Genomic DNA, 13,187 nt, shown 5'->3' with positions numbered 1-13,187 from the left:
TGAGGCTGAGACAGAGACTTCTGTCCCAGTCTCGTTTTTTCATTATTGATGTGCAGCAACAAATGCTTTGAAGTTTGGCATTACAGTATCAAGCCAGTCAATGGTGCTGGCATCGGTAATGTTGTTATCTGCATCAAGCTTTGCGTGGCCACCGCCGACCATGACGTCATTCCCCATCAAGACAGGTGATTGCATCGCAAATAAGATATCACGTAGGTGTAATTGGGCATGGATAGTCCCTAAGAAGCCAGGGGTGGTGCCCATGATCATTGATGGCTTGCCAATCATGACCTTATCAACGCGTGACAGCCAGTCAATGGCATTCTTCAATACGCCAGGAATTGAATGGTTGTATTCTGGTGTGACCCAAATAACCCCGTCAGCTGCTTTGACGGTTTGCTTAAAGTCGATTACCACTTGTGCTGGGGTGAGTTCATCGTCCACGTTGTACATGGGTAAATCATTAAGTGTTAAGACGTCAATTGTGACGTCATCGGTACCGTAGCGCTTGGCGATGGCTGCAGCTAAACGGCGGTTTAAAGATGTCTTGCTGTTCGAACCAACAATGGCAACGTAATGCATAGTCTAAATCCTCCTAAAAAATCACCTATTAACAGTAGACCTAAAGCTTACCTTTGGTCAATGGTGGAGACGGGTCAATTCACTTCCGACATGTTAGAATAGTACTTATCATATAGAAAGAGTAGACGGTAAGTCTTTGTAGAACGAAATGGCTGAAGAAAAAAAGCGCCGTCCTTATCAAGGTAAGCCTGGTAAGGGTGGCAACAATCAAAATCGTGGCAAGTTTGTTCCACGTGGAACACGTGGGCCACGTCGCGATAATCGCAACCAACAAAACGTTGAAGTAAACGTTGGTGACAAGCTATTGATTACCATTAAGCGTTTGGGAATCAATGGTGAAGGAATCGGATATTATAAGCGTAAGATTACCTTTATTCCAGGTGCTTTACCTGATGAAGTGGTCGATGTGGTTGTGACGAATGTGACGGAAAAGTTTATCGAAGCGCGTATTCGTAAAATTAAGCAACGCTCACCACAACGTGTTGAACCTGTTGATAATCAAGAAGTGGGTGGTTTTGAATTAGAGCACTTGGCTTACGATGGTCAACTCGAATTTAAGCGGGATGTCATTCGTCAGGCGTTGGAAAAGTACAAGCCTGAAGGATACGAGCAATTTGATTTACGCCCAACCATTGGGATGGATGAGCCGGACGGGTACCGTAATAAAGCCCAGTTCCCGGTTCGTGAAGTAAATGGTCAGTTGGCGGTCGGTATGTATAAGCGCAACTCACACGACTTAGTGGACTTGCCCAAGGTATCAACGCAACACCCAGCGACACTTAAGGTTGTACGTAAGGTGCGTGATATTTTGGCTGATATGGAGATGCCAATTTACAACGAACGCAAGAACTCAGGCATTGTTAAGACGTTGATTGCCCGCGTATCTGAGACAACTGGTGATGTCCAGTTGACGATCGTCACGAATGGCAAGTATTTGCCAAGTGCTGATGAATTGATTGCCCGTATTAATCAAGAGTTGCCAGAGGTGGTATCTGTTCACCAAAACATCAATTCGGATAAGACGTCTCTTGTTTGGGGCGAGGATACGAAGTTGTTGTGGGGTAGTGAATACATTACGGAGACGATTAACGGTAAGACGTTTAAGTTGTCACCCCGTGCGTTTTTGCAATTGAACCCACGCCAAACGCAACGTTTGTATAACGAAGCAATTTCAGCCTTGGACTTAACGCAAGCCGATAAGTTGATCGACGCCTATTCAGGTGTCGGCACGATTGGTATTACACTAGCCGATCACGCTGGTGAAGTTCGTGGGATGGACACAGTGCCAGAAGCCATCGATGATGCCAATGAGAATGCTTTGGATAATGGCGTTAAGAATGCAGCATACTACACGGGTGCGGCAGAAGATTTGATTCCACGCTGGGCAAACGAAGGCTGGGTCGCGGATGCATTGGTCGTCGACCCACCACGTACCGGCTTGGATGAAGAATTGCGTTTGACGATTTTGGACACGCAACCAGATAAGTTTGTGTATGTGTCATGTAATGCTTCAACGTTGGCCCGTGATTTGGTCGACTTGACGCGCGTTTATAACGTTGAATACATTCAATCAATTGATATGTTCCCACAAACTGCTCGTTGGGAAGGTATTGTGAAGTTTACAAAGAAGACGAAGTAATTTAGAGAGACCAAGACAGAAATCATTGTCTTGGTCTCTCTTTAAGTTAACGTAAAGTTAGTGTTATTACTTCTTTAAGGTTCGCGCCGTATGATTAATTATGTTGAAAGGGAGGATAACTCCTAATCAACAGCACCCATACAAACAACTACTCATATTCCGCTCGAATAATTAATTCGAGCAACCTAACTCCTATAAGATCGTCGTTTGCCCAAACGACTTGATCCGAGAAACCCGTCAGAAGCCCATCTGACGGGTTTTTTGTTTGCGATAAAAAAAGACATTACGATATATTCGCATATTTGTCGGAATAATTTGGTATATATAAAGCAAGGTAAAACATTAAAATTGGCTGGAGGTGCATGATGCAACGTTTTCGAGCGCAATGCTTTGCGGGGTTGTTCATATTCTTAGCGGCGTTGGGATTGGTTTTGCCATTACTGTTGTCTAATCGACCTGTCGTTGGCATTGATGCGTTATTTCACTTTAATCGCTTCTATGATGTTGCTGAGCAATTAAAACATGGGCAGTTTAGTTATTTTATGGCTGAGTATGGGTATCAACAATCCGGCAGAATTGTGACACCGTTGTATGGACCGTGGCTATCCTATCTCATGGGAGCATTGTTGGTTCTATTACCCAATTGGTTTTGGTTTGAAGTTGTGACGGATGTGGTGGTGTTAGTCATTGCGGGGTTCGGCATTTATCGGCTGGTTCGGTATTTGGATGCGACCCGCTACGCCAGCTTGCTAAGTGCAATTGTTTATATGGCATTACCGTTAACAACGGAGTGGCAAAACAGCCAAGCGTTCTCAGCAATCGGGGCGGCACTCTTACCTTACGTTATCTATTACGGCATCGCCTTTATGAAACAACCAACAACGTTTTCATGGATTGGGTTAGCTGTATCGTTAGCGGTAATAACCCAATCACATTTATTTACATCCTTACTAGCCACATTGGTCTTGGCAATTTTTTTCGTGATTAGCATCATGAAACAACCGTGGTCGGTTATTCGGCAATTGCTAGTTCGCCTGGTATGCGCAATCGGGTTATATGCAATCTTGAGTGCCAATGTAATTGTTGGCATGCTTGATGTGATGGGAACAAATCGGATTTTGACGCCGTTTACGCCGGCTGATATTGGTCAAAAGGGGATGCATGTTGCCTTTGATCGCTTGCCAAGTCTACGTAATTACAGTGTGCTGGCTTTGTGGGTGGTGGTTATTTTTATCGGGAGCACGTTGGTTTATCAAAAATTACAACGTGAATATCGCGTGATGCTAGTGCTGGCGGCGTTATTCTTTGTCTTATCGTTGGCAGAATTCCCCTGGCATGCCGTTCAGCAATTAATGCCCACCATTGTAAATACGATGCAATTTCCATCACGCTTAGCGGTGGTCAGTAATTTAGCGCTGGTGGTTTTGTTAGCACGATTACTATCGATGGTCGTGATTACGAGTCGCATTCGGCGCAGCACAAAAATCGTGATTGCGATTGTTGTGGTCCTTGTTCCCGTTGCAATCTCAAGCAGCATGCTTGCTAAGAATGCACATCGCTTGCATACCACGCAACTAGTTAAAAATACGAAGCATGTCCAATTCAACCCAAACAAAACACCAATGCAAATTGCGTCCGATTGGCGCTTTGGTTCATTGGCGACAGGCTTGCAGGATATTCAAAAAGCGACGCCGGACTATGTTGTTAATCATGGGCTTCGTGCCAGTGATAATGCATATGATCGTTATATGCAGGAAATTATCAATAATCCGATTCATGTAAAGGTCAAACAGGCGTCGGATCGGATGACGTTAACTTGGCGGGCAACCACAACACACAAGGCGACGTTGCCAGTGATTATTTACAAACATTCGCAAGTCACGTTGAATGGCCGGCGATTAACGCAGCCAACGCAATCGCGAATTGGTGCACTACGCGTTGTGCCACAACTGGGTCAGAATGAAATCCAGGTTAGTTATCGGCCAGCAGGTTATGTTTGGCCACTCATTTGGCTGAGCATAGGTGGGTGGTTGAGTATCGTTGTTGTTATTGTTGGCCGGTCATTTAAACGATAGATGAAAAAGACAGATTAATTGGAAGCTTTAATTTGCTAATTAACCTGTCTTTTTTAGTGCTATACTGGCAACATTAGACTTTATTTTAATAAGTTAGGTGGTGGGCGTGTGAGTAAGAAGTGGTATGTCGGCATGGCTGCTGGCGGGGCCCTATTTTGGGGGATTAACGGAATTCTTTCAAATATCCTGTTTGAAAGAATCAACGTATCACCGGATTGGCTAACGACGGTACGGTTATTTATTTCAGGTATTGTTTTATTAATTTATTCATTGCTACGACGCCAGAATATTTTTAAAATTTGGCGGAGTCCCAAGAATGCCGGTATCTTGTTGGCGTTTAGTTTGATTGGTATTTATTTTGCGCAATCTAATTTTGTTCGGACGCTCTATTATGGTAATGCGGCGGTGGCAACTGTGTTGCAGTATATGGCACCGGCATTGATTGTTATCTTTCTGGCAATTTTTCGGCAAACATGGCCGCGTCGACAAGAAGTGATTGCGGTCGTGCTTTCGCTGGTCGGAATTGTCTTACTAGTGACGAATGGTAATTTGACCCGTCTAGAAATTAATGACAAAACATTGTTGTTTGGTATTCTATCCGCAATCGGCTTGGTTGCTTATACATTGATTCCGGGTAGATTATTGCAACAATATGATGCAATTTTGGTAGTTGGTTGGGGGATGTTTATTGGTGGTTTGGCAGCTAATTTTTATGCGCCGTTGTACCACCCAGCCTACCACTTTGATGCGATTGATTTAACGCTATTATTCTTTATCGTCGTCTTTGGCTCAATTGTGGCGTTTGTTTGGTACATCGCTAGTTTGCGCAAAGTGGCACCAGAAACAGTGGGTATGCTAGGTATGTTGGAGCCGCTAAGTGCAACGGTCCTATCAGCGTTGCTATTAGGCGTACAATTTCAGGCATTCCAAGTCGTGGGAATTGTGTTGACGTTGGTCGCGATTGTGATTATGAATGTGACGAAACGGCAATAATTCTGCGAACGACAGTTGCTCGCGCCGTAATAAAAACGATTAAAACCCGAAGTACACGAAAAATAAGTGTCCTTCGGGTTTTGTTGATTGTTAAAAAAGCATGCGCTAAGTCAGTCTCGGTGGGGAGTTCCGCAAATGTTCACATTCTTCACAATTTGTTCAACACGAACAAATTGCAGTGGCTGGTTGTTTAATATACGATTATATACGGTTGTTCGAAAGGAACGTGTCAAAAATCACGAGTCGTTTTGGGAAACCCGGAACTATTCAAGTCCTATCACAGTGAGGGTAGGCATCTATGGAGGAATTTAAAATGGTTTCAGGTCGTGTTAAGTTGTTTGGTGCCGTATTGGCGATTGCAGCGGTTGGTGTTGGCGTTTATCAATCAGGTATTGTCGGAGATGCCGATACGGAAAAGCAATTCTCAGTTGCGATGGTGACAGACGTTGGTGGCGTAGATGATAAGTCATTTAACCAAAGTGCATGGGAAGGTTTGCAAAAGTGGGGTAAGGAAAATAAGTTGGCTGAAGGCAAGGGTGGTTACACGTACTTTGAGTCAAAGACAGCCGCCGATTTTGCCCCAAACTTTTCACAGGCCGTTGAAGGTGACTACAACCTAGTTGCTGGCGTTGGTTATGCAACGAAGGATGCGTTGACCAATGTAGCTAAGCAGCATGAAAACACGAAGTTCCTACAGATTGATGATGTGGTTGACAGTAAGTACAAGAACGTGGCTTCGGTTACGTTCAAGTCAGAGGAATCATCTTACTTGGTCGGAGTTGCAGCTGCAACTAAGGCGCAAGAGCTGGGCGACAATGCAGTTGGCTTTGTTGGTGGCCAACGTGGTGCCGTGATTGATGCCTTTGAGGCCGGCTATGTGGCGGGCGTTAAGTCGGTAGATCCAAAGATGACGGTTGATGTGCAATACGCAAATTCATTTACTGATGCAGCGAAGGGAAAGACAATTGCGAATGCCATGATTACAAAGGGTGAGCAAGTAATTTTCCACGCGGCTGGACCAGCTGGAAACGGTGTCTTTACGGCAGCCAAGGATAATAATGTGACGGTTGATGCTGATGCCAAGCAAAAAGTTTGGGTAATTGGTGTTGATATGGACCAGTCTGATATGGGTGATTATACGGCCAAGGATGGCGAGAAGAGCAATTTCACGTTGACGTCATCGGTTAAGGGTGTCGGAACTGGCTTGGCCATGATTGCAGATAAGGCCAAGGCCGGCAACTTCCCAGGTGGTAAGCATATTGTCTTGGGATTGAAGCAAAATGGTGTTTCAATCGTGACTAAGAACTTGAATGCGCAAGAAAAGGATGCCGTTGCATCAGCTAAAGCGGCAATCGTGGCTGGTGATGTTGAGGTACCAACGACACCAGCAAAGTAACGATAAAAGAAGTGTGAGACAAAAGACATTTTGGGGCTAAGACAGAGATTTCTGTCTTAGCCTTTTTTCTACTGGCAACGTAGTTAATGGCGGTGACGTTTAACGTCCTTAATGTATAATGACCACAGAGAGACAAAAAATTCGGAGGTGAGATGGCATGGTGGCATTAACATTTTCAACAAGTCATAACGGAAATGCGACGCCTAGCGCACGTGAGCTAGATGTTCCGTATACGGATGACTTGTTTCGACAAGATAGTAAACAATATCAGCATGATTTAGCGCGGGTTAGTGTCGTGATGGCTGGTTCAACGTATACCAAGGACAGTCAACCGGTGGGAACCGGCTATGCGGCGGCAAACCTACAAAAGTTAGGCTTTACGACGAGTGACTTTAACTATGGCATTGCAGATGATCCGAATAATGTGGCCTTCACGTTAGGTGTTAAGCGATTGCCCGATATGAATTTGTTCGCTGCGATTATTCGAGGAACGCCACAAAGTGCAGAATGGTCTGGTGATTTCATGATTGGCGATGATGATGCGCCATGCATGAATAATATGATTTTCATCGGCCAAAAGGTGGCGGCTCAATTACGTGATTTTATGCTGACAGAAGGTGATCCGGAACAGCAAAATGTGTTCTGGGTAACGGGTCATTCGCGTGGCGGTAGTGCGACAGAGGTTGTCGGCAAATTGTTGGTTGACGCGGGTGAAACAGCAGTTTATGCATACGCGTTTGCGCCAACGACAACTTACAAGCAGGTTGCAAATGAAGATTATGCGGACGCGTACCCACAAGTCCATGCAATTATTAATCCGCTTGATGTTGCACCAACTTTTCCATTGGAAGCATGGGGCTTTACCCATATTGGGCAACAACATATCTTACCGCTGTCAGCTTATGACGCGGTTCGAACAGAATTTGAGCGCATTAATGGTCGGCCGTTCGGTGGCGACTTAGTTGAAGATGAGGCGAAGTTGGAACGGGGACAACAGTTGTATTATGCTTTGGCGCCAAGTGTCCGCGATTTTTATCACGCGGAGACGCCGTGGTGGGATGGCGGTACGATGACCCCCTATCAATGGGTGCAAGATTTGATGTTGGGCGCTCAAGGGTTAGAAATCCCAGCCCGGACGGCGAATGTTATGGCCTATGTTAAGACACATCCTGTGTATGCAAAGTTGTTCCAACACATGGCGAATGATGGCAATAATGGGTATGAGCACACCATCACAACATACATTAGCTTTATGACCGTGTTGCCAGATGATTGGACTGTAACGGATGATTGAGCTAACAGATGTGCTCGCGATTATTCGTAATCCAGTGCTCTTTATAAAGCCGATTATGATGAACCCTTGGTTGGTCTACCCCGTTTTATGGGCAATTGTTGGTTTTGAAAGTTACTTTGTCCTGTTTGCATGGCTCCCCGCAGAAACGACCATGTTTTTGGCGGGAAGTTTAGCGGCGCATCAAGAAATCCCAATCCAATTATGGTGGTTATGGTTAGGCTATTTGCCAGTGGTCTATCTGGGCTGGCGCTTTAAATTCCGACGTGGATTAGCTCATAATACACGCAATCGTCGTATGGATGATACCGTTGATTTCTTTAATCAGCATGCTAAATTAGCCATGTTATTTGGGCGATATATTCCGGTCCTTGGTATTTTTATTCCATTAATTGCTGGTGAAAGTCGATATGATCAAGCAACTTTTCAACGTCAAAATATAATTGGCGCCTTAATTTGGGTGCTTGGATCAACGCTAATTGGGTATTATCTGGGTTCAATTCCATTCTTCCAGCAGCATTTTAGTGTCTTGATTGCGGGGATCATTGTTGTACCGGCAGGAATTTATTACGCCGTCACTTATTTGAATAGCTTGTTTCATCATCTTCGTCGTTAAGGACTTGTTATTTTGCCAGGTAGTGGTTAAATAACTAGTAATAAGGGGGAAGATTGATTATGGCAGAACAGAATTATATTGCGCGCATGCGGGCAAAGGTTGGTCATGAAGGCATGATTTTCAATACAGTTTTTGGTGTATTGTGGTCAGAAGATCGGCGCGCTATCTTATTAGAAAAGCGGTCTGATATCCAAAAGGGCTGGGGCTTCCCGGGTGGTTACGTGGAGTACGGCGAGACCCCGCAACAGGCCATTGTGCGTGAATTCAAGGAAGAAACGGGACTAACGGTGCAAGTGAAACGTTTGATTGGGATTTCTTCTGAAATTGTTGCTGAAAATCGGTGGGGTGATGCCCAAGAAACATTGGCGATGGGGTTTGAAGTGACTTTAGTGACCGGCGAATTGCAGGAAGACGGGGATGAAACCTTGCATGTGCAGTATGTGCCGGTTAACCCAGAACCGTTGATGTTTGTGCCCCAAGCCCAAAAAACAGTGCATCAAGTGATTAATGATAATGAGCAATCAGACGCGGTTTGGTTGCGTGAAGACTAGTAAAAAAGTGACTGACGTTTCGGCGTTAGTCGCTTTTTTTGATTAATTGTTAGGTTTGTGTTGAATAAACCTAACTAACAGTTTATACTTCTTTTTCGTTAGGTTAACCAAAGTAAAACCTAACGATATATTTATTGAAAATAAAAGAGGCAAATTAAATTATGACAGATGAAACACAAGACTTGATGGCAACGTTTGGACGATTGCTGCAATCTCGCTATTTTATGACGGCGATGGCACTCAACAATCGCACGAAGCGCAATAGTGATGAAAATCTGGGTCGAGGTCGACTACGATTATTGTCATTGTTGGGAAAAACTGACGGCATTACGAATGCCGAAATTGCAGAAAAGTTGGATATTCGACCAAGCTCAGTTAGCTTGCAAGTGAAAGCGTTGGTTGACGCTGGAATGGCGGAACGACGAGCCTCAGAAACCGACGGTCGGGTATCGTTAATTTTTATTACAACGCTTGGTGAAGAAACGTTAGCTGGTTTGCATAATGGCAACGATTCATTGAGTGAACGTGCCTTTAACGTCTTAACTGGTGCTGAGCAAGAACAGTTGCAGTCATTGTTACGCCGAGTTGCGGCCAACGTAGAAGACATTCAAGTTACGCCCGAAGAAATGCGTGAAGCTTTTGGCGCATTTGGTGATCAGTTTAAGGGGATGCATGACATGCATCACATGGGGCGCGATATGCATCGCCAAATGCATCAAATGCGCCATGATGGGCATGGTGATTTCCCGTTTGCTGGCTGGTTTAATCGCAACAATAAGACAACCAAAGGTGAGGATGAGGATATTTAATCATGGATAATCGTGAAATTGGTCGTGATACACCCTATACGCGACCAGCGAAGTTTAACATGAAAGCATTTATGGCGTTGGTGCGTCAGACAAAACCAGCTTATTGGCAGTTAGCGCTTGGCTTGGGTTTGGGTGTGGTTGCAACGGGAATTCAATTGGCCGTACCGCATTTAGCGGGTGATTTGATTAACGGATTTGGTAAGGCAATTAACAAAACATTGTTGGCAAGTGTTATCGGCATGTTTATCTTGAGCGCAGTTATTAGTGCGGTATCAGGCACGGTACTCGGGATTTTTGGTGAAAATGTTGTCAGTCGATTGCGTAATAATTTGTGGGATAAACTCATTCGCTTGCGGGTCAGTTATTTTGATGACACGAAAGCGGGGGAAATGACGTCACGTTTGATTAATGATTCAACCCAAATTAAAGATTTGTTGGCTAATTCATTTCCACGTATGATGACATCGTTACTAACGGTTGTGGGTGCGCTCACATTGATGGTCATTAAGGATTGGCGGATGACAGCAATTATGGCGTTAGCAATTCCGTTGGTCATGCTCGTGATGATGCCAGTGATGCGTCAGTCACATAAAATTGGTCGTGATCGCCAAAATGCGTTAGCTGATTTTAATGGTGAGTCCGGTGAAACACTCAGCGAAATTCGGCTAGTTAAGTCGTCGAATGCTGAAGCGTTTGAGACGACCAAAGGTCACACGACAATCAAAAAGTTGTATCAGATTGGTCTCCGAGAGGCCGTCTATGATTCAATTGCTGGTCCGCTTATGACCGCCGTGATGATGGGCTTGTTTGTGGGTGTGCTTGGTTATGGTGCTCACCGTGTCGCACAAGGCAGCATGACAATGGGCACGATGTTCTCATTCTTGATGTATCTTTTCCAACTGTTGGGCCCCGCTGCAACACTGGGCCAATTCTTTTCAGATTTAGCTAAGGCTAGCGGTTCGACTGAGCGCGTACAAACGCTATTGGCAGAACCGGAAGAAGATTTTAGTCAGGGTGCGGTTATAGATGTCGAAGGGCAGACGCTGGCTATGAAGCATGTTGACTTTGCCCATGACGACAGTAAGCAAATTCTGACGGATGTCTCATTTGAAGCAAAGCCTAACACGGTGGTCGCTTTTGCTGGTCCTTCCGGGGGTGGAAAATCAACGCTTTTTGGTTTGCTAGAACGGTACTATGAGCCAACGGCCGGACAAATCAGTATTGGTATGACGAATGTACAGGATGTGCAATTGGCAGATTGGCGTGCCCAAATTGGTTTCGTTAGTCAAGACTCTGCGATTATGGCAGGAACGATTCGGCATAATTTGACCTATGGATTGGCAGGTGACTATACCGATGATGATTTGTGGCGGGTGCTTGGTTTGGCGTTTGCGGAGAAGTTTGTCCGTGATATGCCAGCGGGGCTTGATACTGAAGTTGGCGAACGCGGTGTCAAAGTGTCTGGTGGGCAACGTCAGCGTTTGGCAATTGCGCGGGCATTCTTGCGCGACCCTAAGATTTTGATGCTTGATGAGGCAACGGCTAGCCTTGATTCAGAGTCTGAAGCGATGGTTCAAAAGGCACTGGAGTCTTTGATGAAAGGCCGGACAACATTAGTGATTGCTCACCGATTGAGTACCATTGTCGATGCAGATAATATTTACTTTATTGAGCAAGGCCATGTGAGCGGATCGGGTACACACCAAGAACTTGTTGCAACACATAAGTTGTATCAGGAATACGTCGCAACACAATTTAAACAAGATTAATTAAGGTGACGCATTGCTAAGGCGATGCATCACCTTTTTGTTTCACATGGAACATATAAGGCGTGCTTATAATTAGTTAACAATGTTATCCATTTTTGTGGACGGGTTTTGCCGTTTCCTCTTGAATAATAGTAAGTAACGGTTATAATAGATACTCGTGTGAGATATATGTTGAGAGAGGTTTTTATCGTGCAAGATATGAAGTACGCGATGTCTTTGAAGGCATCAGCAATTTTTGGTGTTGTAACGGTCGCTCTTGTAATTGGCTTGATGTACTTGTTGAGCCTTGAGGGTAACGCATCAATGGTCCAAGTTAGCTTGGATATCGTATTGGCAACTGTTGTTTTGCTTGCTGTAGGTGGCATCTCAGTTGCGCTACGCACTAAGAAATAAATACTGAACGATATGAAGTAGTTGGTGAGAGATCTGCTTTATGTCACGTGAATGATTCCGAGATTGAATCGTTCCTTAACACGAAAACACCCTGGCCGAGTCGTTCAGCCAGGGTGTTTTTGTCTAGTAGATTAGAAGTTCGTCTTGTCAGCGTCGTTGTGTGAACCAGCTACGCCTTCAAGCTTGTCCAAGGCAGCCATATCATCAGCCGTCAACTCAAAGTCAAAGAGTTGACCGTTTTCGATAATGCGCTCCTTGTGCGTTGACTTTGGCAATGGCAAGAAGCCGTGTTGCAATGACCAACGCAATGCGATTTGCGCAACTGACTTGTTGTACTTGTCAGCAATTTCTTGAATTGCGGCAACCGTCAACATCTTACCCGTTCCCAATGGTGAGTAAGCTTCCGTCAAAACGTTGTGCTCGTTGTTGAAAGCCACGATTTCGTCTTCCATGTCAGAAGGGTTAACAAACAATTGGTTAACCATAGGCGTTACCTTAGCCGTCTTCAACAACTCTTCGAAGTGGTGAACTTGGAAGTTTGAAATTCCGATGGCACGAACCTTACCAGCTTCGTAGGCTTCTTCCATAGCACGCCATGTTTCAGCATTTGCTTCGGCCCAGTTGTCACGGTTAGCCTTTGGGTTTGGCCAGTGGATCAAGTAAAGATCCAAGTAGTCCAAGTCCAAACGCTTCAATGTGTCATCCAAGGCTTGCTTAGCAGACTCGTAACCGTGCATGTCGTTCCACAACTTTGACGTTACGAAGATTTCTTCGCGGGCGATGCCTGAATCCTTCAAAGCACGACCGATTGATTCTTCGTTACCGTAAGCGGCGGCCGTATCGATGTGACGGTAGCCAGCAGCCAAAGCATCAATCGTGCTTTGGTAAGCCACGTCACCATCAGGCGTTTGCCAAGTTCCAAATCCTACGACAGGAATCTTAACGCCGTTTGAAAGCGTGTATGTGTCAGTCAATGATGAAATTGCCATTTTGTTCACACTCCTATTAAATTAGTGTTGTTTAAATCATAAACAACCATGCGACTCTCTCTGTTACTTGCTAAAAATAAGCAA

The 13,187-nt window shown here is 44.9% G+C and carries 12 protein-coding genes; 10 read left to right on the top strand and 2 right to left on the bottom strand.

The window, feature by feature from the left end:
- Window positions 1–42 precede the first annotated feature (42 nt).
- Entirely contained in the window at window positions 43–582 is a 540-nt protein-coding gene (locus ESE_RS0106865) for an NADPH-dependent FMN reductase (RefSeq protein ID WP_010373271.1), read from the bottom strand.
- 148 nt (window positions 583–730) lie between these two features.
- Here ESE_RS0106865 and rlmD point away from each other — a divergent pair, with 148 nt between their 5' ends.
- From rlmD to ESE_RS0106815, 10 genes are all read left to right on the top strand, one after another.
- Entirely contained in the window at window positions 731–2,221 is a 1,491-nt protein-coding gene (gene rlmD / locus ESE_RS0106860; RefSeq protein ID WP_010373270.1) for a 23S rRNA (uracil(1939)-C(5))-methyltransferase RlmD, read from the top strand.
- A 365-nt stretch (window positions 2,222–2,586) separates the two neighbouring features.
- Window positions 2,587–4,296 (top strand): glycosyltransferase family protein, encoded by a 1,710-nt coding sequence (locus tag ESE_RS0106855; RefSeq protein WP_010373268.1) that lies wholly within the window; start codon window positions 2,587–2,589, stop codon window positions 4,294–4,296.
- 108 nt (window positions 4,297–4,404) lie between these two features.
- A complete protein-coding gene (locus ESE_RS0106850; protein ID WP_029237476.1) occupies window positions 4,405–5,289 on the top strand; it encodes a DMT family transporter in 885 nt (294 codons plus the stop codon).
- Window positions 5,290–5,602: 313 nt separating this feature from the next.
- Window positions 5,603–6,685, top strand: a complete 1,083-nt coding sequence (locus tag ESE_RS0106845; RefSeq protein ID WP_010373265.1) for a BMP family lipoprotein — start codon at window positions 5,603–5,605, stop codon at window positions 6,683–6,685.
- A 157-nt stretch (window positions 6,686–6,842) separates the two neighbouring features.
- On the top strand, window positions 6,843–7,979 hold the full coding sequence (locus ESE_RS0106840; protein WP_010373263.1) for a lipase family protein: 1,137 nt from the start codon (window positions 6,843–6,845) through the stop codon (window positions 7,977–7,979).
- The gene (locus ESE_RS0106835) at window positions 7,972–8,592 is read left to right on the top strand and encodes a DedA family protein (protein WP_010373261.1); all 621 of its coding nucleotides are present in this window, start codon (window positions 7,972–7,974) and stop codon (window positions 8,590–8,592) included. The genes ESE_RS0106840 and ESE_RS0106835 overlap by 8 nt, the downstream gene beginning before the upstream one ends.
- 59 nt (window positions 8,593–8,651) lie before the next feature.
- Complete coding sequence (locus ESE_RS0106830; RefSeq protein WP_010373259.1) at window positions 8,652–9,143, top strand: NUDIX domain-containing protein; 492 nt, start codon at window positions 8,652–8,654, stop codon at window positions 9,141–9,143.
- 161 nt (window positions 9,144–9,304) lie between these two features.
- On the top strand, window positions 9,305–9,952 hold the full coding sequence (locus ESE_RS11535) for a MarR family winged helix-turn-helix transcriptional regulator (RefSeq protein ID WP_010373257.1): 648 nt from the start codon (window positions 9,305–9,307) through the stop codon (window positions 9,950–9,952).
- A 2-nt stretch (window positions 9,953–9,954) separates the two neighbouring features.
- The gene (locus ESE_RS0106820) at window positions 9,955–11,721 is read left to right on the top strand and encodes an ABC transporter ATP-binding protein (protein ID WP_010373256.1); all 1,767 of its coding nucleotides are present in this window, start codon (window positions 9,955–9,957) and stop codon (window positions 11,719–11,721) included.
- A gap of 198 nt (window positions 11,722–11,919) precedes the next feature.
- Window positions 11,920–12,114, top strand: coding sequence for a hypothetical protein (locus tag ESE_RS0106815; protein ID WP_223822984.1), 195 nt, complete (start codon window positions 11,920–11,922; stop codon window positions 12,112–12,114).
- A 131-nt stretch (window positions 12,115–12,245) separates the two neighbouring features.
- Here ESE_RS0106815 and ESE_RS0106810 read toward each other — a convergent pair whose 3' ends face one another.
- Entirely contained in the window at window positions 12,246–13,103 is an 858-nt protein-coding gene (locus ESE_RS0106810) for an aldo/keto reductase (RefSeq protein WP_010373252.1), read from the bottom strand.
- Window positions 13,104–13,187 lie beyond the last annotated feature (84 nt).

This window comes from Weissella cibaria KACC 11862 (assembly GCF_000193635.1).
Lineage (GTDB): Bacteria > Bacillota > Bacilli > Lactobacillales > Lactobacillaceae > Weissella > Weissella cibaria.
Note: the sequence above shows the minus strand (reverse complement) of the source record. Positions and strands in the feature narration are given on the sequence as shown.

Excerpts from the sequence above, each read along its gene's own strand:
- ESE_RS0106855 (WP_010373268.1), top strand. The coding sequence starts at position 2,587 with ATGCAACGTTTTCGAGCGCAATGCTTTGCGGGGTTGTTCATATTCTTA.
- ESE_RS0106865 (WP_010373271.1), bottom strand. The coding sequence starts at position 582 with ATGCATTACGTTGCCATTGTTGGTTCGAACAGCAAGACATCTTTAAAC.
- ESE_RS0106835 (WP_010373261.1), top strand. The coding sequence starts at position 7,972 with ATGATTGAGCTAACAGATGTGCTCGCGATTATTCGTAATCCAGTGCTC.
- ESE_RS0106810 (WP_010373252.1), bottom strand. The coding sequence starts at position 13,103 with ATGGCAATTTCATCATTGACTGACACATACACGCTTTCAAACGGCGTT.
- ESE_RS0106830 (WP_010373259.1), top strand. The coding sequence starts at position 8,652 with ATGGCAGAACAGAATTATATTGCGCGCATGCGGGCAAAGGTTGGTCAT.
- ESE_RS0106845 (WP_010373265.1), top strand. The coding sequence starts at position 5,603 with ATGGTTTCAGGTCGTGTTAAGTTGTTTGGTGCCGTATTGGCGATTGCA.
- rlmD (WP_010373270.1), top strand. The coding sequence starts at position 731 with ATGGCTGAAGAAAAAAAGCGCCGTCCTTATCAAGGTAAGCCTGGTAAG.
- ESE_RS11535 (WP_010373257.1), top strand. The coding sequence starts at position 9,305 with ATGACAGATGAAACACAAGACTTGATGGCAACGTTTGGACGATTGCTG.
- ESE_RS0106840 (WP_010373263.1), top strand. The coding sequence starts at position 6,843 with ATGGTGGCATTAACATTTTCAACAAGTCATAACGGAAATGCGACGCCT.
- ESE_RS0106815 (WP_223822984.1), top strand. The coding sequence starts at position 11,920 with ATGAAGTACGCGATGTCTTTGAAGGCATCAGCAATTTTTGGTGTTGTA.
- ESE_RS0106820 (WP_010373256.1), top strand. The coding sequence starts at position 9,955 with ATGGATAATCGTGAAATTGGTCGTGATACACCCTATACGCGACCAGCG.